The 22,139-nt window shown below is 64.3% G+C and carries 14 protein-coding genes and 4 tRNA genes; 8 read left to right on the top strand and 10 right to left on the bottom strand.

What is annotated here, in order from left to right; all coding sequences use genetic code 11:
* Positions 1-119: 119 nt before the first annotated feature.
* Positions 120-839, top strand: coding sequence for an aspartate/glutamate racemase family protein (locus ACYP01_RS05660; protein WP_007733280.1), 720 nt, complete (start codon positions 120-122; stop codon positions 837-839).
* A gap of 59 nt (positions 840-898) precedes the next feature.
* Here ACYP01_RS05660 and ACYP01_RS05665 read toward each other — a convergent pair.
* Together ACYP01_RS05665 and ACYP01_RS05670 are read right to left on the bottom strand one after the other, a co-directional pair.
* Positions 899-980, bottom strand: a tRNA-Leu gene (locus tag ACYP01_RS05665).
* Positions 981-1,053: 73 nt separating this feature from the next.
* Positions 1,054-1,770: a hypothetical protein gene (locus tag ACYP01_RS05670; RefSeq protein WP_218681654.1), complete on the bottom strand. Its 717-nt coding sequence runs from the start codon at positions 1,768-1,770 to the stop codon at positions 1,054-1,056.
* 419 nt (positions 1,771-2,189) lie between these two features.
* Here ACYP01_RS05670 and ACYP01_RS05675 point away from each other — a divergent pair, with 419 nt between their 5' ends.
* Positions 2,190-11,501: a fatty acid synthase subunit beta domain-containing protein gene (locus ACYP01_RS05675; RefSeq protein WP_459678878.1), complete on the top strand. Its 9,312-nt coding sequence runs from the start codon at positions 2,190-2,192 to the stop codon at positions 11,499-11,501.
* A gap of 10 nt (positions 11,502-11,511) precedes the next feature.
* Positions 11,512-11,910, top strand: coding sequence for a holo-ACP synthase AcpS (gene acpS / locus ACYP01_RS05680; protein WP_003945362.1), 399 nt, complete (start codon positions 11,512-11,514; stop codon positions 11,908-11,910).
* A gap of 58 nt (positions 11,911-11,968) precedes the next feature.
* Here the strand turns inward: acpS and ACYP01_RS05685 are convergent, their stop codons facing one another.
* Positions 11,969-12,670 carry a TetR family transcriptional regulator gene (locus ACYP01_RS05685; protein WP_003945379.1) on the bottom strand — a complete coding sequence of 234 codons (702 nt, stop codon included), beginning with the start codon at positions 12,668-12,670 and terminating at the stop codon, positions 11,969-11,971.
* 290 nt (positions 12,671-12,960) lie between these two features.
* On the opposite strand from ACYP01_RS05685, the gene ACYP01_RS05690 reads away from it, so the two are divergent.
* Complete coding sequence (locus ACYP01_RS05690; protein ID WP_322002123.1) at positions 12,961-14,310, top strand: dipeptidase; 1,350 nt, start codon at positions 12,961-12,963, stop codon at positions 14,308-14,310.
* Here the strand turns inward: ACYP01_RS05690 and bcp are convergent.
* Entirely contained in the window at positions 14,307-14,780 is a 474-nt protein-coding gene (gene bcp / locus ACYP01_RS05695) for a thioredoxin-dependent thiol peroxidase (protein WP_007733290.1), read from the bottom strand. The genes ACYP01_RS05690 and bcp overlap by 4 nt on opposite strands.
* 145 nt (positions 14,781-14,925) lie before the next feature.
* Here bcp and ACYP01_RS05700 point away from each other — a divergent pair, with 145 nt between their 5' ends.
* Entirely contained in the window at positions 14,926-15,147 is a 222-nt protein-coding gene (locus tag ACYP01_RS05700) for a DUF3618 domain-containing protein (protein WP_003945299.1), read from the top strand.
* Between the two features lie 66 nt (positions 15,148-15,213).
* Here the strand turns inward: ACYP01_RS05700 and ACYP01_RS05705 are convergent.
* The 3 genes from ACYP01_RS05705 to ACYP01_RS05715 all read right to left on the bottom strand — a co-directional run bounded on the left by ACYP01_RS05705 (position 15,214) and on the right by ACYP01_RS05715 (position 16,994).
* Positions 15,214-15,286: transfer RNA gene (locus tag ACYP01_RS05705), tRNA-Lys, on the bottom strand.
* A 93-nt stretch (positions 15,287-15,379) separates the two neighbouring features.
* On the bottom strand, positions 15,380-16,810 hold the full coding sequence (locus ACYP01_RS05710) for an amidase (protein ID WP_322002125.1): 1,431 nt from the start codon (positions 16,808-16,810) through the stop codon (positions 15,380-15,382).
* A gap of 111 nt (positions 16,811-16,921) precedes the next feature.
* Positions 16,922-16,994 (bottom strand) — tRNA-Lys (locus ACYP01_RS05715).
* 368 nt (positions 16,995-17,362) lie between these two features.
* Here ACYP01_RS05715 and ACYP01_RS05720 point away from each other — a divergent pair.
* Positions 17,363-18,532, top strand: a complete 1,170-nt coding sequence (locus tag ACYP01_RS05720; RefSeq protein WP_125052658.1) for a L,D-transpeptidase — start codon at positions 17,363-17,365, stop codon at positions 18,530-18,532.
* A gap of 133 nt (positions 18,533-18,665) precedes the next feature.
* Here ACYP01_RS05720 and ACYP01_RS05725 read toward each other — a convergent pair whose 3' ends face one another.
* The gene (locus ACYP01_RS05725) at positions 18,666-19,628 is read right to left on the bottom strand and encodes an oxidoreductase (RefSeq protein WP_459678879.1); all 963 of its coding nucleotides are present in this window, start codon (positions 19,626-19,628) and stop codon (positions 18,666-18,668) included.
* Positions 19,629-19,683: 55 nt separating this feature from the next.
* Here ACYP01_RS05725 and ACYP01_RS05730 point away from each other — a divergent pair, with 55 nt between their 5' ends.
* Positions 19,684-20,094, top strand: coding sequence for a MerR family transcriptional regulator (locus ACYP01_RS05730; protein WP_042923889.1), 411 nt, complete (start codon positions 19,684-19,686; stop codon positions 20,092-20,094).
* A gap of 293 nt (positions 20,095-20,387) precedes the next feature.
* Here ACYP01_RS05730 and ACYP01_RS05735 read toward each other — a convergent pair.
* Together ACYP01_RS05735 and orn are read right to left on the bottom strand one after the other, a co-directional pair.
* Positions 20,388-20,460, bottom strand: a tRNA-His gene (locus ACYP01_RS05735).
* An 84-nt stretch (positions 20,461-20,544) separates the two neighbouring features.
* Positions 20,545-21,144 (bottom strand): oligoribonuclease, encoded by a 600-nt coding sequence (gene orn / locus ACYP01_RS05740; protein ID WP_322002129.1) that lies wholly within the window; start codon positions 21,142-21,144, stop codon positions 20,545-20,547.
* Positions 21,145-21,264: 120 nt separating this feature from the next.
* On the opposite strand from orn, the gene ACYP01_RS05745 reads away from it, so the two are divergent.
* Positions 21,265-22,139, top strand: an 875-nt coding sequence (locus tag ACYP01_RS05745; protein ID WP_459678882.1) for a helicase HerA-like domain-containing protein, incomplete at its 3' end; no start/stop codon positions are given.

Here is a 22,139-nt window from a genome sequence, read left to right on the forward strand (position 1 = left end):
GTTCCACAGCACCTGTGCGCTATGCCCATCCTCACCCGCAATGCCAGGCACTGAACACATTCTCCCGGCTGTACTGCATCGATAACCTCGGCGCGTATCCGAAAGCAGGGGAGTGTTTCATGCACATCAGAGTGATTCGCCCGGTCATCGACCCCACACTGACTCCGGCGGTGACAGCCGAGGTGGAGCACTGGGCGGCGCCCGGCACGACGGTCGACGTCGTTTCGCTGCCTACCGGTACGGCGAGCATCGAGTCCGAGTACGACGAGGCACTTGCCGGCCCCGGGATCGTGCAGAGGGTCGAGGAAGCGGCAGCCGACGGCGTGGACGGCGTGTTCATCACGTGTTTCGCCGATCCCGGAGTGCATGCCGCCCGAGAGATCATCGACGCTCCGGTGGTCGGCGGCTTCGAGCCGTCATTTCTGACAGCGATGAGTCTGGGCGATCGCGTCGGTGTCGTGACCATCCTGCCGAACGTCGTGCCGATGCTGCGATCGCTCACTCGGCGGTATGGACTCGATGGTCGGCTGGGCAGTATTCGAGTCGTGGACATGCCGGTGCTGGGCCTCACCGATCGGGAGGAACTGGTCGATCGACTGGCCGCACAGGCGTCTACGGCAGTGGAGAACGGTGAGGCCGACTCCGTCGTTCTCGGTTGCACCGGCATGCTCGGTGTGACCGGCGCAGTCCGAGACAGGCTGCATGGCAAAGGGATTCATGTTCCGGTTGTGGATCCGACGGCGTCGGCGATCACGTGGTTGGAGAGCTCGGTCCGTCTGGGGCTGACGCCGAGCCGGACGACGTACATGACTCCACCGGTCAAGGATCGAAAGCGCTGACCTTGCTCACGAGAACCGAAAAAGCCCCGCCGGATCAGATCCGGCGGGGCTTTTCGTTGTGCGCGAGGGGGGACTTGAACCCCCACGTCCTGAGACACTGGAACCTAAATCCAGCGCGTCTGCCAATTCCGCCACTCGCGCGCGGAATTCAAAGGATACGCGAGTGGAATCGCTCGCGGGCACACCACCCTGGTCGGGATGCGCCCGGGCGCTCTCACGCCGTTGTGGCAAGTGGATCCGCTGCCGGCGGCGTAGCGGATCTCTCCGATCGGCGCGGTTGCTCAGCGGTGCGTTGATATCGCCACGCAGCGTGGGTGAGCGTTTGAACATCGACATCGAGATGTTCGGCAACCGCAACGAGCAACTCGGCTGCGTCGGTGCTCGACAACAATTTCTCGCTACTGCTTGCTTCGGTGGCGAACCGTGCAAGCAGGTCGATCGAAGTTACCGTCAACCTCCCGGACAGGAACATCAGTGTCTCGAAGGTCCTGGGGCCGAGCCCCGGAACGGAGACGACTGCCGAACGGAGGCTTTCGGTGTCCTCGACGTCGGCACTGGACCGGCAACCGGATTCGACGAGCGCCTTGGCCGCACGAGCCGCACCCTCGGCTTTGGTGAAGTAGTTGCCCGGCACGCGCTGGCGATTGCCGAGAATCGTTGCGAGCTCGTCGCCACGGTCGGTGAAGGCGGCGAGGGCGGGCAAGCTGTCGAGGCGATCGTCGGCGGCTACCGAGCGGTGTGTGCGCCAACGGTCGACGACGGCGCGGACTCCGGTCTTCGGTGTTCCATAGGCGGCGCGCGACGAGAAGATCGCATCGAGAAGGGCGGCTTCGGACTCGCGCGGCCATCCCTGATTCCAATGCGGCCACGCCTCGCGCGGAAGCTCGGCGCCGATGAATTCGGCCGCTCTGACTACGTCTGTGTCTTTCATGATTTCTCCCCCCGAGAAGTTGTCCGGTGTGGACGCGCTGAACGTAGCGAGGGGGTCCGACAGATTGTGGCCCGGAACGCACGGGATCGACCGTCCGTCAAGGAGGTCACGAATTGGTAACAATAAATATGAGGGGTTCCTCAGGTTTCTGAAAATCCCGGTAACAGTCCCAGGCAGGGCGTTCGCGACCTACTCGCGAGTCACTTTCTCGAAGTCTCGTGAGGAAGATCACGGCCCCGAAAGTCCAGATTTCCAGGGTGCCGACAAACGTGAGGAAATCCTCATGATTCTGTGTAAACCTTGTCTTGCACGAACGCCCTGACTCCGTCGATTCTCTCGACGAATTCGCGAGCACTTCAGCCGGGCAGCACACCGCAAATCCCACCTCGCCGCAGAGGTGACCAGGAGAGGACGTACGCGTGACGATCGATGACACGACACCTACAGGAAACGGACGCGACTCGAAGGGTGGACGCCGTTTCGGCGTCGATGGGGGACAGTCCCGCACGACCAGCAAAGGTGCCCTCGTCGATTCGCTGAACAACGGCGTTTCCTACGCGATCGCTTTCGGTGGACAGGGCGCTCCCTGGCTCACCTCGCTCGAGGAGCTCAGCCGTGACAACGGACTGGAGCCCGTTCTGACCGATCTGGTCAACGACGCAGCAGCACGCCTCGCGCCCGTCGCACAGGATCTCCTCGTGGTTCGCCCGGTCGGATTCGATCCGATCGCGTGGATGCTCGAAGCCGAGATCGTCGACGAAGAAGAAGGTGAGAAGTCGGCCGGGCCTTCCGCTGCCGCGCTCACCGCAGCTCCGGTGTCACTCCCCGGCGTCTTCCTCACGCAGCTTGCGGCGTTGCGTGCACTCTCCGCTCAGGGTCTGGATGTAGCCGGTAACCCGCCGGCTGCCGTCATCGGCCACTCGCAGGGCCTTCTGGCCACGGCTGCCGTAGCCGCGCAGGGCAACGACGACGGTGAACTCCTCGCCGTCGCACAGCTCGTCGGTGCTGCTGCCAGCTTGGTCGGCCGTCGCCGCGGCGTCATCGCCGGCGCCTCCGCGAAGCCGATGGTTGCGGTCTCGGGCGTCGATCCCGAGCGTCTCGCCGCCATCGTCGCCGAGCTTGCCGAGGGTGTGGCGCCTGAGCGCGCGGCTGTCCTCGCCATCCGCAACGGCCGTCGCCGCGTCGTTCTCGCCGGGCCGCCCGCTCAGCTGGCACGCGTGCAAGAGCGTTGTGAACAGATCGAAGCCGAAGAAGCTCGCGAGCGTGAGGGTAAGAAGCGTGGCGGTTCCGTCTTCGCGCCGTCCTTCGATCCGCTCGACACCGAAATCGGCTTCCATCACCCCGCATTGACCGAGGCCGTCGAACTCGTCGGCAGCTGGGCGACCCGTTGCGGTCTCGACGCGGACCGTGCGCGCGAACTTGCGCAGGGTGTCCTCGTCGATCCGGTTGACTGGGTCGAGGCTGTCGACGGCGCAATCTCCGCCGGCGCCAAGTGGATTCTCGATCTCGGACCCAGCGATCAGCTGACCCGTATGACGTCCTCTTCGCTGCGTGGACAGGGCATCGGCATCATCGCCGCAGCCACCCGCGGCGGACACCGCAATCTGCTCACCCCCGGTGCAGCACCTGAGGTCTCACGTTCGTGGTCCGAGTTCGCGCCGAAGCCCGTTGCGCTTCCCGGTGGCCGCATCGGCGTCGAGACGGCGTTCACGAAGCTGACCGGTCGTTCACCCATCCTGCTCGCAGGCATGACGCCGACGACGGTCGACGCCAAGATCGTTGCCGCGGCAGCCAATGCCGGTCACTGGGCTGAGCTCGCCGGTGGCGGACAGGTCACCGAGGAAATCTTCGAAGACCGTGTCGCAGAGCTGAAGATGCTGCTCGAGCCGGGCCGTGCGGTCCAGTTCAACTCCCTGTTCCTCGACCCGTACCTGTGGAAGCTGCAGCTCGGTGGCAAGCGCCTTGTGCAGCGTGCCCGTACCGCCGGTGCTCCCATCGACGGTGTCATCGTCACGGCCGGTATCCCGGAACTCGAAGAGGCTGTTGCCCTCATCGACGAGTTGTCCGAGATCGGCATCACCAACATTGCATTCAAGCCCGGCACCGTGGCGCAGATCCGCTCCGTGATCCGCATCGCCAACGAGGTTCCGAATTTCCCGGTCATCGTCCACATCGAAGGCGGCCGCGCCGGCGGACACCACTCGTGGGAAGACCTCGACGACCTGCTCCTCGACACGTACGCCGAGCTGCGTACACGTCCGAACCTGGTCATCTGCGTCGGTGGCGGCATCGGAACACCCGAGCGCGCAGCTGATTACCTGACCGGTCGCTGGTCCGCCGCAGCCGGTTTCCCGGCCATGCCCGTCGACGGCATCCTGGTCGGCACCGCAGCCATGGCGACTCTCGAGGCCACCACCTCTCCCGAGGTCAAGCAGCTCCTCGTCGACACGCCCGGTACGCCGGACTGGGTCGGTGCAGGTACCGCTGAAGGCGGAATGGCCTCCGGCCGTAGCCAGCTCGGTGCCGACATCCACGAGATCGACAACGCGGCTTCGCGTACCGGGCGCCTCCTCGACGAGGTTGCCGGCGATTCCGAGGCAGTGGCCGAGCGCCGCGACGAGATCATCGCCGCCCTCGACGTCACCGCCAAGCCGTACTTCGGCGACGTCGAGACCATGACGTACGCACAGTGGCTGCGCCGCTACCTCGAGCTGACCGTTGGCATCGACGCGGCGAAGGAATTCGACTGCGGCGCCGATCTTCAGGACGCCATCGTCGAGGCGACGTCGAGCCCGTGGCTCGACATCACCTGGCGTGCTCGCTTCGGCGAGATGCTCCAGCGCACCGAGGCGCGTCTGCACCCGGTCGACCGCGGCCCGATCCCCACGCTGTTCGCTGACGCCGAGACCCTCGAGCGCCCCGAGGCTGCAATCTGCGCACTGCAGGCGTCGTACCCGGACTACTCGACCACCGTTCTGCATCCCGCAGACGTCTCGTTCTTCATCTCGTTGTGCAAGACGCCGGGCAAGCCGGTCAACTTCGTTCCCGTCGTCGACGGTGACGTGCGTCGTTGGTGGCGCAGCGACTCCCTGTGGCAGGCACACGACCCCCGCTACACCGCCGATCAGGTTTGCGTCATCCCCGGCACCGTTGCCGTCGCCGGCATCACCCGTGTCGACGAGCCGGTCGGTGACCTGCTCGATCGCTTCGAGAAGGCGACCTACGACGAATTGGTTGCTGCCGGAACCACTCCGGTTGCACTCGCGAGCCGTCGCCACCAGGATTCCGCACCCGGACTTCTCGACGCCGTTCTCTCGGCTCCTGACCTCCAGTGGGCCGGCCGCCTGACCCAGAACCCCGTCCGTCGGCTCGGCGACCTCGACGAGTGGAGTGCAGAGTCTGCCGACAAGGCAGTTCACGGCACCACCGGTTCCAGTCTGACCGTCGTCGATTCCTCGCACGTGCTGCTTTCGGTTCCGTTGGTGGCAGGCAAGTCCGTCGACATCACGATCACGATCCCCGAGTCCGTCGTCGACGGCGGCGCTCCGGTTGTCACCGAAGCCGATGCCGAAGGTGCGATGTCCGCGCTCCTGGCAGTTGCTGCCGGACAGGAACTTCCGACAGTCAAGAACGGCAAGGCTCGCCTCAACGTCGCGTGGGTTCCCGATCGCATCGCCGATCACGCCGGTGTCACCGGTTCGGGTCTGCCCGCCACGCTCAGTGTCAGCGGCAAGGCTGTTCCGGACGTCGTCGTCGGAGCATGCTGGCCTGCAGTGTTCGCAGTCCTCGGCGCAGCCAAGCTCGATAGTCTTTCCGTTATCGAAGGCATGCTCGACCTGGTCCACCTCGACCACACCGTCGACTTCGTCGGTGAACTTCCCTCCGAGACAAGCATTCTCGTGGTCAATGCCGAGGTCGCCTCGGTTCTCGACACCGACCTCGGTCGTGTCGTCGAGGTCAAGGTCGAGGTCGGTGCCATGCTCGGCGAGGGCCTCGACGCCCCCGCAGTCGTCACCATGACCGAGCGTTTCGCGATCCGCGGACGCACCGGTGCAGGCGAACTCGCCGACCCGGCTCGCGCCGGTGGATCGATCAGCGATGCGGCTGTCGACACCTCGCGTCGTCGTCGCCGTGACGCGAAGATCCTCGCTCCGGTCAGCATGGGCGCCTTCGCTCAGGTTTCCGGTGACCACAACCCGATTCACACCTCCGACAACGCCGCTCTGCTGGCCGGCCTCGGAACCCCGATCGTCCACGGCATGTGGCTCTCCGCCGCAGCGCAGCAGGTAGTCACCGCAGTCGACCCGGCCGAGACCCGCGTCCCGCCGCGCCGCCTGACCGCCTGGACCGCTCGCTTCCTCGGGATGGTTCGACCCGGCGCCGAGATCGACGTCCGTGTCGATCGTGTCGGTATCGACCAGGGCGCGGAAATCGTCGAGGTCGGCTGCCGCATCGACGGTGAACTGGTCATGGTCGCCACCGGCCGCACCGCCGCGCCGAAGACCGTCTACGCCTTCCCCGGCCAGGGCATTCAGCGCCCGGGCATGGGCCTCGATGCTCGCGCACGCTCCAAGGCCGCCCGCGACGTCTGGGAGCGCGCGGACAAGCACACTCGTAAGGCACTCGGATTCTCGATTCTCGCTGTCGTGCGCGACAACCCGGTGACCGTCAAGGCCCGTGGTGTCGAGCACAGGCATCCCGACGGTGTCCTGCACTTGACCCAGTTCACCCAGGTGGCCATGGCCGTTCTCGGTGTTGCCCAGGTTGCCGAGCTGCGCGAGTCCGGGACCTTCATCGAGGATTCGCTTCTGGCCGGTCACTCGGTCGGTGAGTACAACGCACTCGCCGCTGTCGCCGAGGTCTTCCCGCTCGAAGCGCTTCTCGAGGTCGTGTTCCAGCGTGGCTCGGCCATGCACCAGCTCGTTCCCCGCGACGAAGCCGGACGCTCCGACTACCGCATGGCCGCTATCCGCCCGTCGCAGATCGGTGTTTCCGACGACGACGTGCAGGGCTTCGTCGCCGGTGTCGCCGAGTCTTCCGGTGAGTTCCTCGAAATCGTCAACCTGAACCTGCGCGGCAGCCAGTACGCCATTGCCGGCTCGGTAGCCGGTCTCGACGCACTCGAGGTCGAAATCGACCGTCGCCGAGCAGAATTCGGTGGCAAGCGGGCATACATCCAGGTTCCCGGCATCGACGTGCCGTTCCACTCCACCGTCCTTCGCGGTGGCGTGGCGGACTTCCGCGTGTGCCTGCAGGACTTGCTCCCGCACGACATCGATCCGGATATCCTGATCGGCCGCTACATCCCGAACCTGGTTCCGAAGCCGTTCTCGCTGCGTCGTGACTTCGTTCAGGAAATCGCCGACCTGGTGCCGTCCGAGCCGCTGCAGGAAGTCCTCGCAGACTTCGACAGCTACGCAACGCGCACTCACGAGTTGTCCCGCATCATCCTGATCGAGCTGCTGGCTTGGCAGTTCGCCAGCCCGGTCCGTTGGATCGAGACGCAGGACCTGCTCTTCGGTGACGAGTCCGAAGGAGGGCTCGGGGTCGAACGCTTCGTCGAGATCGGTCTCGGCGCTGCCCCGACCGTCGCGAACCTCGCGTCGCAGACCCTCAAGCTGCCGGGCCGCTTCGGCTACCCGGTCGAGGTTCTCAACGTCGAGCGCGAAGCTGCGATCGTCTACGGCACCGACGTCGACCCCGCTGTCGATGACGACGACGAGATCGAAGCGCCTGCCGCGCAGGCTGCTCCGGCCGCCGCGGCCGCTGCTCCGGTTGCCGCTGCCGCGCCGGCTGCACCTTCGGGTGGACCGCGTCCGGACGACCTCACCTTCAAGGCGCCCGACGCCACGAAGGTCCTGATCAGCCTGTGGACCAAGCTCCGTCCCGATCAGGTCGGCCCCGCGGACACGATCGAGGCACTGTGCGACGGCGTTTCCTCGCGTCGCAACCAGCTTCTGGTCGACCTCGGCTCCGAGCTCTCCCTCGGTGCCATCGACGGGGCCGCAGACGCCGACATGGGCTCCCTGGGGGCAACCGTCGACAAGCTCGCCCGTACGTACAAGCCGTTCGGACCGGTGCTCTCCGATTCGATCAACGATCACCTGCGCAAGGTCTTCGGCCCCTCGGGCAAGCGTCCCGGCTACATCGCCGACCGCGTCAAGAAGGTCTGGGAACTGGGCGACGGCTGGGCACACCACGTCACCGCAGCAGTGGCTCTCGGTACCCGTGACGGCGCCAGCATCCGCGGCGGCGACCTCGGTGGCCTGAGCTCCGGCGCACTGGCCGACGCGGCAGCAGTGGACGCAGTCATCGACAGCGCAGTTGCCTCGGTCGGGTCTGCTCGTGGAGTCAGCGTCTCGTTGCCGGCTACCGGCGGCGGAAGCGGCGGAACCGTCGACGCAGCCGCTCTGGGTGAGTTCACCGAGAACATCACCGGTCGCAACGGCGTTCTGGCCTCGGCCGCACGCCTGGTGCTCGAGCAGCTCGGACTGAACGAAGAAACGGCAGTCGCGACGGTCGAGGACACCGAACTGGTCGACCTGGTCTCGGCTGAACTCGGCTCCGACTGGCCGCGTCTGGTTGCTCCGGCATTCGACGCGCAGAAGGCCGTGCTGCTCGACGACCGCTGGGCAAGTGCGCGTGAGGATCTCGCTCGCATTTGGCTCGGTGACACCGCGTTGTCGGTCGAGAACTTCATCGGTGCCGGCTCCACCGTCGCCGCACAGGCGAAGTGGTGGGCCACCCGTGCAACCGACGAAGGCCGCACCCCACTCGCCGAGGTCTACACCCGCATCGCTGATGCGGCTGCTGCGGCAGAATCCGACGCACCCGAGTGGGCAGGCGAGGTCGCAGTAGTGACGGGCGCCAGCAAGGGTTCCATCGCGGCAGCGGTCACGGGCAAGCTCCTTGCCGGTGGCGCAACGGTATTCGTGACCACCTCACGACTCGACGGTCAGCGTCTCGGCTTCTACCGCGACCTGTACCGCGAGAACGCTCGCGCCGGTGCCGCCCTCTGGGTGGTTCCCGCGAACATGGCGTCGTACACCGACGTCGACGCACTGATCGACTGGATCGGCAACGAAGCCACCGAGAACGCAGGCGGCGCAAAGAAGCTCATCAAGCCGGCCATGACGCCGACGATGCTCTTCCCGTTCGCAGCTCCCCGTGTCGGCGGCGAACTCTCCGACGCCGGCGCTCGCGCCGAAATGGAAATGCGCGTGCTGCTCTGGTCGGTGGAGCGCCTCATCGGCGGTCTGTCGAAGATCGGTTACGACAGCGACGTCGACACGCACTTGCACGTGGTGCTGCCCGGTTCGCCGAACCGCGGAACGTTCGGCGGCGACGGTGCTTACGGCGAGGCCAAGGCTTCGCTGATCGCCGTGGTCAATCGCTGGAAGGCCGAGCGCAACTGGGCCGAGCGGGTCACGTTGGCACATGCGGTCATCGGTTGGGTTCGCGGAACCGGACTCATGGGTCACAACGATCCGATCGTCGACGCAGTCGAAGCTGCGGGCGTCCGCACCTGGTCCACCCAGGAGATGGCGACCGAACTGCTGAAGACGGCAACCCGCGAGTCGCGGCGCGCTGCTGCCGAGGCTCCGCTCGAGGTCGACCTGACCGGTGGGCTCGCCGAGGCGAACCTCGACCTCGCCGCACTGGCCAAGGAAGCTGCCGAGGTGGCCGAGATCGCCGAGGCTGTCGACGAAGCAGTGGACGAGTCCAGCATCCTGGCGCTGCCCGCGCCGGCTCGCATCGACGACTCGGTCAAGGCTCCGAGCTGGCCCGAACTGGACGTCACCCCCGCGGACCTCGTGGTCATCGTGGGTGCCGGAGAGCTCGGACCCTACGGTTCCTCGCGTACCCGCTTCGAGATGGAGGTCGACGAGCAGCTCTCTGCCGCAGGCGTTCTCGAATTGGCGTGGAACACCGGACTCATCGTCTGGGAGAACGACCCCAGGCCGGGCTGGTACGACGTCGAATCCGGTGACCTGGTACCCGAGGCGGAAATCGCCGACAAGTACCACGACGCAGTCGTCGAGCGTTGCGGCATCCGTCGCTACGTCGACGAGGGCGCGATGATCGACAACACCGCTCCGCTGCTCACCTCCGTGTTCCTGGACAAGGATCTGAGCTTCGTGGTCGGCAGTGAGGCAGAGGCTCAGGCCTTCGTCGAATCCGATCCGGAGAACACGACGGCGACGGTTTCCGCCGAGTCCGGAGACTGGACGGTCACCCGCCGCGCAGGCACCGAGATCCGCGTTCCGCGCAAGATGAAGCTGACTCGTAGTGTGGGCGGTCAGATTCCGACCAACTTCGACGTCACCAAGTGGGGCATCCCCGCCGACATGGCAGATTCGGTCGACCGCGTCGGACTCTGGAACATCGTCGCAACGGTGGACGCCTTCCTGACGGGCGGCTTCACTCCGAGCGAACTGCTCCGCTGGGTACACCCGAGCCTGGTCGCCAACACGCAGGGCACCGGCATGGGCGGCATGACCTCCATGAGGAGCCTGTACATCGACACGCTGCTCGGCGAGAACCGTCCGAACGACATCCTGCAGGAAGCGCTGCCGAACGTCATTGCAGCGCACGTCGTTCAGTCGTACGTCGGCGGTTACGGCGCGATGGTTCACCCCGTCGCCGCCTGCGCCACGGCAGCGGTATCCGTCGAAGAAGGCGTCGACAAGATCCGACTCGGCAAGGCGCAGTTGGTTGTTGCCGGCGGGTTCGACGATCTGAGCACGGAAGGCATCATCGGCTTCGGCGACATGTCGGCCACTGCCAAGACCGAGGACATGCATGCCAAGGGCATCGAGGATCGCCGCTTCTCGCGGGCCAACGATCGTCGCCGCGGCGGATTCGTCGAGTCGGCCGGCGGCGGAACGATTCTCCTCGCTCGCGGTGACCTGGCACTCGAGATGGGTCTTCCCGTCCTCGGTGTGGTCGCCTGGGCCGGATCGTTCGCCGACGGTGTCCACACCTCGATCCCGGCACCGGGACTCGGAGCACTGGGCGCCGGACGTGGGGGAGCGGATTCGCAGCTCGCACTCTCGCTCAACGCACTGGGCGTGAGCGCCGACGACATCGCCGTGATCTCCAAGCACGACACCTCCACTGCCGCCAACGATCCCAACGAGGCAGAGCTGCACGAGCGCCTCGCCGGGGCATTGGGACGCAGTGAAGGCGCGCCGATGTTCGTGGTCTCGCAGAAGAGCCTGACCGGTCACGCCAAGGGTGGTGCCGCAGCCTTCCAGCTGATCGGGCTCTGCCAGGTACTGAGCCAGGGCATCGTCCCGCCGAACCGCAGCCTCGACTGCGTCGACGACAAGATGGCCGAGTTCGAGCACCTCGTGTGGGCACGTCAGCCGCTCAAGTTCGGTGATCAGCTTCCGCTGCGTGCCGGCCTGCTGACCAGCCTCGGCTTCGGTCACGTCTCCGGCCTGATCGCAGTCGTGCACCCGCAGGCATTCGTCGAGTCGGTTCCGGCCGACAAGCGTGACGCCTATGTTGCTGCGGCCCAGCAGCGGACGATCGACGGTCAGCGTCGCCTCGCGAAGGCGATGTGCGGTGGCGACAGCCTCTACGAGCGCCCGGCGGATCGTCGCCTCGGTGCCGACGGAACGCCGGCCAAGGCGTCGCGTCAGCTCGAAGCGGACATGCTGCTGAGCGAGGACGCACGACTCGGCGCAGACCAGGTGTACCGCTCGAATCTGCCCGGCTGCAAGTAGTAGTCACGGTATGGGAGTTCTGGGTATCGGCTTCGACCTCGTGACGGTGTCGGAGTTCGCCGAGCAATTGAACAGGCCGGGAACGGCAATGCTCGACAACTTCACACCGGGCGAGCGTCGAGACGCCGCTACCCGGAGCTCCGAACCGGCACGACATTTCGCCGCCCGGTGGGCTGCGAAGGAAGCAGTGATCAAGGCATGGTCAACTGCTCTCTTCGCCGGCCCACCGGTGCTGGGGGAAATGATCCACAATCAGATCGAGGTCGTCTCGGACGCCTGGGGGCGCCCCGGCATCCGGCTTCGCGGTGACGTGGCCAAACACCTGACCGGAGTGAAGATTCATATCTCGCTCACCCACGACGGGGACATGGCGGGCGCTTTCGCGGTCATCGAATCCGACCCGGAGTAGCGCTGCCGGACACGAAAGAGCCGGTCTCCCAAGGGGAGACCGGCTCTTTGTCGTTCGACTAGTCCTTCGTGCGGGATTCCTTCTCGGCGACGAGGAGATACGCGATCATCAACCTTTTCAGTTCGGCGACGGCGTCGGCATGCGACTGGCCGTCCTGAACCGAGAAATTGAGCATCGAATACACCACGTGGACAAGAACTTCCGCCATCATCAGGCGACGATCTCGCCGCGTACGAGGCGTCAACGGGCCGAGCATTTTCGCTACGGTCTCGGCGAACTGCTTTTCGTGAATGACTCCGGTTGCCCGCGTGGACGGCGTCGACTGCATCGCCAGCCAGACCTCGCGGCGCGACGGATCAGACGTCCACAGCCCGGCCATGTGATCGACGAAACTGTTCAGGAACCGCAACCAGTCGAGCGAGGGTACTTCGCCGCCGAACTGAGCAAGCTCGTGCTGGACCCCGACGAGGTCCTGGCGGTTCAATTCGCACACGATGACGTACTTGTTCGCGAAGAACTGGTAAAGCGTCCCAATCGGGACGTCAGCACGTGCCGCGACTTCTTCACAGGTGAACGATTCGAAACCGACATCGGTGAGGAGTTCCCGTGACGCAGCCAGGAGTGCGTCGAATTTACGCTGGCTGCGCTCTTGCGTCGGACGCTTGCGCGGCAGCAGTTCCTGCGGTTCTTCGAGGCTCTGGGGATTCTCCAGTGCTGGGTCGACTCGTCGCCGCGCGCGGTGACGAGTCGTGGGCTGCACGTCTTCCAGGCTATCGGTGTTTTCTGTCGAATTTGGGACTTGTGCATTATCCGGTGTCATCGGCCACCTACTTCGGCGGTCGTGATCGGTCGAAACGCACCGCGCAGGTGCGCGCACACGAGTCCCGATGCTGTTGCCACACCTCGATACTAGGTGACCAACTGTCCAGTAGCCGAAGAGGTTGCTGCGCGGTGTGGCGCAACGGCGATCCTGGCGCCGGCCTACGTCCGATTCGGGCAGACTGAGATTCTTCGGGCACACCGAGATTCGATGCCGAGGAGAGGGAGACGATGACGGAAGAACTGCGAACCGCGGTAGGTGAACTCATGCCGCGTGCCCGTGAGGATCTGAGTGCACTTGTGGCGATGAAGTCCGTCGCCGATGCACGGCAGTACCCGCCGGAAGAATGCGCGGCCGCTGCGCATTGGGTCCTGGAGGCATTCCGGGCTCAGGGTTTCGCCGATATCGAGGCGATCGAGACCTCCGACGGTTCGGCCGCGGTTGTCGGGCGTCGACCAGGCCCGGGCGGTGCTCCGACCGTTCTGCTGTACTGCCACTACGACGTTCAGCCGCCCGGAAACGAAGAGCTCTGGGGCTCCCCGCCTTTCACGCTCACCGAGCGCGACGGACGGTGGTACGGACGGGGCGCTTCCGACTGCAAGGGCAACGTCGTCATGCATCTGACAGCTCTGCGAGCGCTCGCCGCAGCCGGTGTGGATCCGAGCGCCCACCTGACGATCGTCGCCGAGGGATCCGAGGAGATGGGCACTGGCGGTCTCGAGGATCTGGTGCGAGATCGCCCCGAACTTTTTGCAGCCGACATGATCCTGATCGCCGATACCGGCAACACCGAAGTCGGGGAGCCGACGATCACGACGTCATTGCGCGGGATCGCGAACGTTGTGGTCCACGTGTCGACGCTCGAGGGTGAGATTCACTCCGGTGTCTTCGGTGGACCGGCGCCCGATGCGATCACCGCGCTGGTGCACATACTCTCGACGCTGCACGACAGCGCCGGAAACACCACTGTCGAAGGCTTGACCAACGATCAGGAGTGGGCGGGTGTCAGTTATGACGGCGATCAGTTCCGCTCCGACGCCGGGGTGCTCGAAGGGGTGCAGTTGACTGGTTCCGGTTCGGTCGCCGAGCAGGTGTGGGCTCGTCCGGCGCTGACCATCCTGGGTATCGACTGCCCGCCGGTCGTGGGTTCGGCGGCGGCGATCACGCCCCGCGCGTCGGCGCGCCTGAATCTTCGTGTCCCGCCTGGCACGGATCCGGCGCAGGCACAGAAGTTGTTGACGGACCACCTCCGCGCGGCGGCGCCGTGGGGCGTCCACATCGAGGTCGTTCCGGAATCGACGGGATCGCCGTTCTCGTCCTCGACGGAGGGTGCAGGTTTCGCGCAGCTGAAGTCCGCGCTCACCGATGCCTACGGCCGCGAAGTCGGATTTGCCGGCCAAGGGGGATCGATTCCGCTGTGCAGTGCACTGGCCGAGCAGTTCCCCGACGCGGAGATCGCGTTGGTCGGCGTCGAGGAACCGCAATGCCGCATTCATGCGCCCGACGAAAGCGTCGACCCGTCGGAGATCGAGAATCTCGCTTTCGCGGAGGCTCTGTTCTTGAGCCGGTACGGGAGTTAGACCGACAGATCGCGTCGTAGCTTGGCGACGTGGCCGGTGGCCCGGACGTTGTACTGGGCCACCTCGATCTTGCCTTCCTCGTCGACGAGGAACGTCGAGCGGATGACGCCCTGGACGGTCTTGCCGTACATCTTCTTCTCACCGAACGCGCCCCAGGCTTCGAGCGTCGCTTTCTCGGGATCGGAGAGCAGCGGGAAGGTCAACTCTTCGGTATCGCGGAACTTCGCGAGTTTTGCGGGCTTGTCCGGCGAGATTCCGATGACTTCGAGGCCGGCGCCGTTCAGCTCGGCGAGGCTGTCACGGAAGTCGCAGGCCTGCTTGGTGCACCCAGGGGTGCTGGCCGCCGGGTAGAAGTACACGATGACCTTGCGGCCGCGGTAATCGTGAAGGGAAACCTCGTTGCCATCGGCGTCTGGGAGCGTGAAATCCGGCGCGACGTCGCCGGCGGACAATCTACTGTTCTCGGTCACGGGAATCGAGGTTAGTCGAGAAATTGCGCGGCAGGTGGGCGCGAGGGCATTCTGCTCCTCTACGGTAGAGCGAAGTGTCGGCGCGCTGCGTCCGCACAGCAGACCCGCACACAGAGCAGCAGAACACAGACAAGTTGGAGGACACGTGCCCAGGGACACCGAGAGCATCGAACGCGAGATCGAGAAGGCGCGTAACCAGCTCGCGAGCACACTCGACGAACTGACGGTCCGCACCAACCCGAAGCGGCTGGTCGAGAACACCAAGAAGACGGTGCTCGCCAAGCTCAACGAGCCGGCAGTGAAGTACGCGCTGATCGCAGTCGGTTCAGTGGTGGGACTACTCGTGGTCCGGAAGATCATTCGCTGACCCGAGTTGTCGAAGACAGAACATGAAGAAGGCCCCCACCTGGTGAGGTGGGGGCCTTCTTGCAAGTGCGCCCACAGGGACTCGAACCCCGGACCCAGTGATTAAGAGTCACTTGCTCTACCAACTGAGCTATAGGCGCTCGCTCTTGCGAGACAGAACATTAGCCGACAGGCTCAGGAGTTTGCAAAACGCGTGTTCATCGTGGTGACGACGGTTACATCGCTTCCGGAATTCACGAGTGTGGAGGGTGCGAATCCGGCCAGCGGACGGTGCTTTCCAACTGCTGTGCGACGGCGAGAATGGTCGGTTCACCACCGCTGCGCCCGACCAGTTGGACGCTCAGGGGGAGTCCGCGTTCGGAGAACCCGGCGGGCACAGCGGCCGCCGGGTTGCCGCAGACATTCCAGATCGAACAGTAGGCGGCGATCGGCAACGCCTTGCGGACTGCTGACAGAAGGCCGGTTCCTTCGAGTTGTCCGATCGGGCGTGGCAGCGCGGGCGTGGTCGGCATCAGGACCAGGTCGAAGGTGTCGAAGACCTGGTTGACCGTCGCTGCGATTCGCTCACCTTTGCGGTAAGCGAATTTCCCGACGCGCGCGGGAGCGGCTATCCGGCCGATCGACGCGAGTGCTCGTGTGCGCTTCTCGAGTAACGCTGGATGATCGACGCGAAGTGCTTCGTCGCGGACGCCGCCGAGCACCTGGGGGAGAAATGCTGCAGTTGCGTCCGGGTACTCGGGATCGTGCTCTTCGACGTGATGTCCCAACGCGCTCAACATCTCTGCGATCGAATGCACCGCGGCAACGACCTCCGGGGACGGGCGGACGCCCCGGACCGGACTCCGGGTGGACACTGCAATGCGAAGCGGCCCGGGCGCCGACGCGGCTGACTCGGCAAAGCTGGTGCGGAGCGTTTCGGCTGTGTAGTCGTCGATCCCGGTGGTACCGGTTATCACGTCGTACACGAGCGCGCTGTCCTCGACGGAACGAGTGATAGGCCCTAGTGTGCCGAGTCCGCGCCAGAGGTTTCGGTTCGGCGCGGTGCTCACCCGACCGCGCTGCGGTTTGAGTCCGAACAACCCGCAGAACGCCGAAGGCAGTCGGATGGAACCGCCGCCGTCGCCGCCGATTGCCGCTGCGACCATGCCTGACGCGACGGCCGACGCAGATCCTCCGCTCGATCCGCCCGTGGATACGCCAGTGTCCCAAGGGTTTCTGGTGTAGCCGTTTGCAGCAGTCTCCGTGAAGGGCCAGATGCCGAACTCGGGCATCGTCGTCTTGCCGACGATCACCGCGCCGGCGTCGCGCAACCGCCGGACGACCTCCGAGTCAGCGGAGGCGATGCGGGTTGCCGCCGCACCGCCGTACGTCGTCGGCGTTCCGGCGACGTCGTTCTCGTCTTTGATCGCGATCGGAACTCCGTGCAGTGGGCCCAGGCTGTGGCCGTCGGCCTGGCGCTGATCGAGACGTGTCGCTTCGTCGAGCGCTTCGTCTGCGAGAACTCGCACAAAAGCATTGAGCGTCGAATCGAGGCGTTCGATACGGCGAAGTGTGTTCTCGGTGAGCTCGCGGGCCGATATTTCTCCGGACCGGATCAGAGCGGCCTGACCCGCCACCCCGGCAAATGCCAGCTCGCTGCCCGGTGTGGTTTCGCGCTCGGTCATCAATCCTCCAGGCCGTGGTTCCGATAACTGTGAAGTCTATTCACCACAACCTGTTCACCACGACACAAAGAAAAATCCCCACCTTCCGAAGAAGGTGGGGACCTTTGCAAGTGCGCCCACAGGGACTCGAACCCCGGACCCAGTGATTAAGAGTCACTTGCTCTACCAACTGAGCTATAGGCGCTCGCTCTTGCGAGACAGAACATTAGCCGAATCGCCGGTTCGGGAGCAAATCGCCAGGTGGAGGCGTCGCCGCTGTAGTCCGATCGGAGGAAATCCGCTGAAAGCGGTAACAAAACGGACGGTTCGGAGCGATTGATACTTGAACGTTACTGACGGCGTGGCCTTTCATGACCGTTGGTAACGAGCGCGCCTGGCATCATTGGTGCAGCGCAGTCATACCGCAAGTCCCACTTGCCTTCCGGTAAGTGGGATTCGCATGTGACGCGGAAGTTAGTCGGAGAAATTGTGAAGCGGAGTCGAACGATGAGTCGTCAAAGGTGGGGTCTGTCCGTGCGCGGGGGGAACGGTCGAGCGTCGAAGGGCGCGGCGATGATCGCGGCGTCTCTCGGTGCTCTCGTTCTGATGACCGCGTGCACGTCGGGCGGCAAGGACGTCAGTACCGAAGGGTCGGCGCCGATCGATTCCAATCCGCTCACCGAACTCATCAAGCCGAAGCTCACCTCGACCGCTGCCGACGGCGCTGTCGGCTTCTCGCCGGGCGACCCGGTCAAGATCAACGTCGCTGACGGCGCTCTGTCCGACGTGACGATGGTCAATCAGGACGGCAAGGCAGTTGCCGGCGCGATTGCTGCCGACGGTGCGTCGTGGACCACCACCGAACCGCTCGGCTACAACCGCAAGTACAAAATCGAGGCCCGCGCATTCGGATTGGGTGGCGCAAGTACGACGGTCACGTCCTTCACCACCAGCGCACCCGGCAACGTCACCAAGCCGTACGTCTTGCCCAACGAGGGTGACGTGGTCGGCATCGGTCAGCCCATCGCGGTGCAGTTCGACGAGAACATCCCCGATCGCAAGGCTGCCGAAGCCGCGATCACCGTCACCACGACTCCGGCCGTCGAAGGTGCGTTCTACTGGGTCAACAATCGTGAGGTCCGTTGGCGTCCGGAGAACTACTGGGCACCGGGCACCAAGGTCGACGTGAGCGTCAACGTGTACGGGCGCAATCTCGGCAAGGGAGTCTTCGGGCAGGAAGACGCCAAGAGTTCCTTCACCATCGGTGATGCCGTCATCGCCACGGCGGACGACAACACCAAGCAGGTCACTTTCCAGGTCAACGGTGAGACTGTCATGACCATGCCCACCTCCATGGGCAAGGACAGCACTCCTACCGACAACGGCGTCTACATCATCGGTGACCGCTTCGCGAACATGATCATGGACTCGTCCACGTACGGCGTCCCGGTCACCTCGGCGCAGGGTTACAAGACCCCCGTCGACTGGGCGACCCGAATGTCCTACAGCGGTATCTTCTTCCACTCGGCGCCGTGGTCGGTCGGGCAGCAGGGCTACTCCAACACAAGTCACGGCTGCCTCAACCTGAGCCCGTCCAACGCCAAGTGGGTCTACGACAACACCAAGCGTGGGGACATCGTCGTCGTCAAGAACACCGTCGGCGGCACTCTCTCCGGCACCGACGGCCTCGGTGACTGGAACATTCCCTGGAGCGTCTGGAAGACCGGCAACGCGGACGTCTGAGTGCGTTCCTGAAGCGCTGAACGCCAGAATGCCCCCGACCGTCCGGTTGGGGGCATTCTGCATCTGTACACCTTTTACGAGCGAAAGTGCCTCTCGGTCTATCTGAGGCGACGGGAGGTACGTTCGCTCGGTGTCAGCGTCGACCGAACGCGTCCACTCCGGTCATCTCAGCGGACAGTGTCCACAATCTGCGTGCGTCGGCGGGATCGGTAGCCCAAGGTTTCACTCCGCCGACGCTCATGTCATCAGTCTGCGCGACGTCCGCGATGTTGCAGTCCTGGAGGTACGCGCCGGAGTGATCGGCGAGTATCGGTGCCGTCGCTGCCCACACCGTTGTAGCGGCGCCCTGGGAGGGAGTCTTGAACCCCGGCACGGCGTCGCCATTCGACGTCGTCCATCCGAGATCGTGTTTCTCCGATGCAGAGAAGTGACGTTGAAGGGGAGTGAGGATGCTCCCGGGATGGACGGAGAACGCACTGATACCGCGTGAAGCGCCGGAGCTCGCCAGCTGTACAGCGAATAGAGCATTGGCAGTCTTGGCTTGACCGTACGCAAGCCAGCGGTCGTAACCGTTGCGGAAATGTATGTCATTCCAACGCACTCCCGACAGAAAATGTCCCGCCGACGAGACCGCTACGACGCGAGAGCCGTTTGCGGGCATGGCTGGCACAAGCAGGTTCACCAGTACAAAGTGCCCGATGTGATTGATCGCGAATTGTGATTCCCATCCGGAGCCGACACGGAGTTCCGGGCAGGCCATGACCCCCGCATTGCAGATGATGATGTCCGGAGTGATCCGGGATTCGAGAATTTCTCGCGCACACGATCTGACACTGCTCGGGTCCGACAGGTCGCACGCTCGCACTTCGATACCCGGAAGGTCGGCCATTGCGCTCCGTGCCTGTTCTGGTCGGCGGGCAAGAACTACAATTCGCGCGCCGACCGAAGAAAGTGACTGCGAAACCTCATATCCCAGTCCGGAGTACCCGCCGGTGACCAAAACCGTAGTGCCTGTTAAATCTTGTCCGGCAAGTACGTCGTTGGCAGTGGAGACTCGGGAGTATCCGGTGTTGATTTTGCGCTGGATGGAATTCATGGCTGCGACCGTAAAATCTGGAGTGCACTCCAGGTCAAGGAAAGGTCGCCAGGCAATGCGAGAACTGTCAATCGGTGACGTCGCTGTCCAGACCGGAATCAGTATCGATTCCCTTCGATACTTCGAACGTGAGGAATTGCTCGTTCACGAGGTGGCGCGCTCGGCAGGTGGGCGTCGGGTGTACTCCGAAAGCGATGTCTCTTGGTTGAAGCTGTGCAATCGCTTCCGAGACTCGGGTATGCCGATCGCCACGATCCGCGAATTCGCCGCTCTCGTCAGGTCAGGTCCAGGAAACGAGAAGGAGCGGCTTTCACTTTTACAGTCGCATGAGGAGTTGATTCGATCCAGGATCGCTGCGATGCAGGAAAACCTGAACGTCATCCACGACAAGGTTTCGGCGTACGAGCGACATGTTCGCGAGGGGACCGTCGTAGGTGTCTGGGAGCCGGAACCGTCGCCCGAGTGATCGTCGGCTGGGGCTATTTGCGGCGAATTCCAGCTACCCCGATGTGAGCGAAAGTGGCTTTCGGTCTATCTGAGGCGACGAGAGGTACGTTCGCTCGGCCCGGGCACGGGTTGCTCGGGAGCGCGCGATTTGTCGCGGTCGCCACCCCACCCACTTCGGGTGAACGTATCGCTGCCCCCGTCAGAGAAGGGGAGCGATACGTTCACCCGGCTGTGGAAGGGGAGATTGCGGCTGGCGCACAAACCAAAAGAACCCCCGAAAATGTCTTCCGACATTCTCGGGGGTTCCGCTTGGGTGAGCGACGGGACTCGAACCCGCGACAGCCAGGATCACAACCTGGTGCTCTACCAACTGAACTACGCCCACCATTGCCTCGGCCACCGGTTTGACCCGGCTGCTTTGACGAAAGAGATACTAGCGCGAAAGTCGGTCAGGAAGCCAATCGGCAGGTCAGGCGGGACCCAAGCCCTCTACGACGGCTGCGATCTCCGCGCTCGACGGTCCGGGCGGCGCGACGAATGCAGTGCCGCGGTAGTACTTGAGTTCGCGGATGGATTCCTTGATGTCGGCGAGTGCCCGGTGGGCGAGACCTTTTTCGGGCTGGCCGAAGTAGATTCGCGGGTACCAGCGGCGGGAGAGTTCTTTGATGGAGCTGACGTCGATCATCCGGTAGTGCAGGTATGTGTCCAGTGCCGTCATGTCCCGTGAGATGAATCCGCGGTCGGTGGCGATTGAATTACCCGCCAAGGGAGCCGTACCGGCGACGGGAACGTGCTTGCGGATGTACGCGAGCACCTCTTTCTCCGCCTCGGCGAGGGTGACCGTCGACTTACGAACCTCTTCGGTCAGTCCCGACTTTGCGTGCATCTTCTTCACGACGTCGGGCATTGCAGCCAACGCGTCGTCGTCGGCGTGGATGACGATGTCCACACCTTCGCCCAAGATGTTCAAGTCGCTGTCGGTCACCAGAGCCGCAATCTCGATGAGTTTGTCCGACTCGAGTCGCAGCCCGGTCATTTCGCAATCGATCCATACCAATTTGTCCTGCACCAGGAACACAGTAGTGCGCGCGGGCGCGGGATAAGGTCTGCGGTGGAAACTCGACGTGTGTGAGACGGCGTTCGGGTGATGACAAGAACTTCGCCGCATTGCAACGAGGAGGGCTTTTCGATGACCGTGGATCCGAAGGACGGAGCAGCGCCGCTGACGCCGGCGGAGAAGGCGAAAGCTGCCAAGGCTGCCGCTGCCGAAGCCGCTCGGATTGCAGCTGAAGCCGCTGCAGCAGCTGAAGCCGCTGCAGCAGCTGAGGAAGCAGAGAAGGAAGCGGCTGCCGCTGAGGCCGAAGCATCGGCCGGAGCCACCCCCGCTGCTCAGGCGCCCTCGGGTGCTGCCGCTGAAATCGCGGCGGGCTATTCATCCGAGGGGCGGGCACTCGAGCTCGGCTCGGTGGTGATCGACGGTGTGGCAGATCCCACCGCGCGGGTGCGGATTCCGTTGGCGACGATCAACCGTCACGGTCTGATCGCCGGTGCGACGGGTACCGGCAAGACCAAGACGTTGCAGGGCATCGCCGAGCAGCTGTCCGCCGCGGGTGTGCCGGTTGTGATGGCCGACGTCAAGGGCGATCTCTCGGGTCTGTCGAAGGCGGGGGATCCGAGCGAGAAGATGAAGTCTCGCGCAGTCGAGACGGGCGACGATTCGTGGACTCCCGCTGGGATGCCAGTCGAGTTCTTGTCGTTGGGTACTGACGGAATCGGTATCCCGGTGCGCGCGACCATCACCAGTTTCGGGCCGATCCTGCTCAGTAAAGTGTTGGGCCTCAACGAGACCCAGGAATCGACACTCGGGCTGATCTTCCACTGGGCCGACACTCAGGGCCTCGCCCTGCTGGACCTCAAGGATCTGCGTTCGGTCATTGCCCACCTGACAAGCGCTGAGGGCAAGGCCGATCTGAAGGGTATCGGCGGAGTTTCCTCGGCGACGGCGGGAGTGATTCTGCGCGCGTTGGTCAACCTCGAAGCAGATGGTGGTGACACCTTCTTCGG

This window comes from Rhodococcus sp. no. 34 (assembly GCF_054589475.1).

Excerpts from the sequence above, each read along its gene's own strand:
- ACYP01_RS05730 (WP_042923889.1), top strand. The coding sequence starts at position 19,684 with ATGCGAGAACTGTCAATCGGTGACGTCGCTGTCCAGACCGGAATCAGT.
- ACYP01_RS05725 (WP_459678879.1), bottom strand. The coding sequence starts at position 19,628 with ATGAATTCCATCCAGCGCAAAATCAACACCGGATACTCCCGAGTCTCC.
- acpS (WP_003945362.1), top strand. The coding sequence starts at position 11,512 with ATGGGAGTTCTGGGTATCGGCTTCGACCTCGTGACGGTGTCGGAGTTC.
- ACYP01_RS05670 (WP_218681654.1), bottom strand. The coding sequence starts at position 1,770 with ATGAAAGACACAGACGTAGTCAGAGCGGCCGAATTCATCGGCGCCGAG.
- ACYP01_RS05710 (WP_322002125.1), bottom strand. The coding sequence starts at position 16,810 with ATGACCGAGCGCGAAACCACACCGGGCAGCGAGCTGGCATTTGCCGGG.
- ACYP01_RS05720 (WP_125052658.1), top strand. The coding sequence starts at position 17,363 with ATGATCGCGGCGTCTCTCGGTGCTCTCGTTCTGATGACCGCGTGCACG.
- ACYP01_RS05690 (WP_322002123.1), top strand. The coding sequence starts at position 12,961 with ATGACGGAAGAACTGCGAACCGCGGTAGGTGAACTCATGCCGCGTGCC.
- ACYP01_RS05660 (WP_007733280.1), top strand. The coding sequence starts at position 120 with ATGCACATCAGAGTGATTCGCCCGGTCATCGACCCCACACTGACTCCG.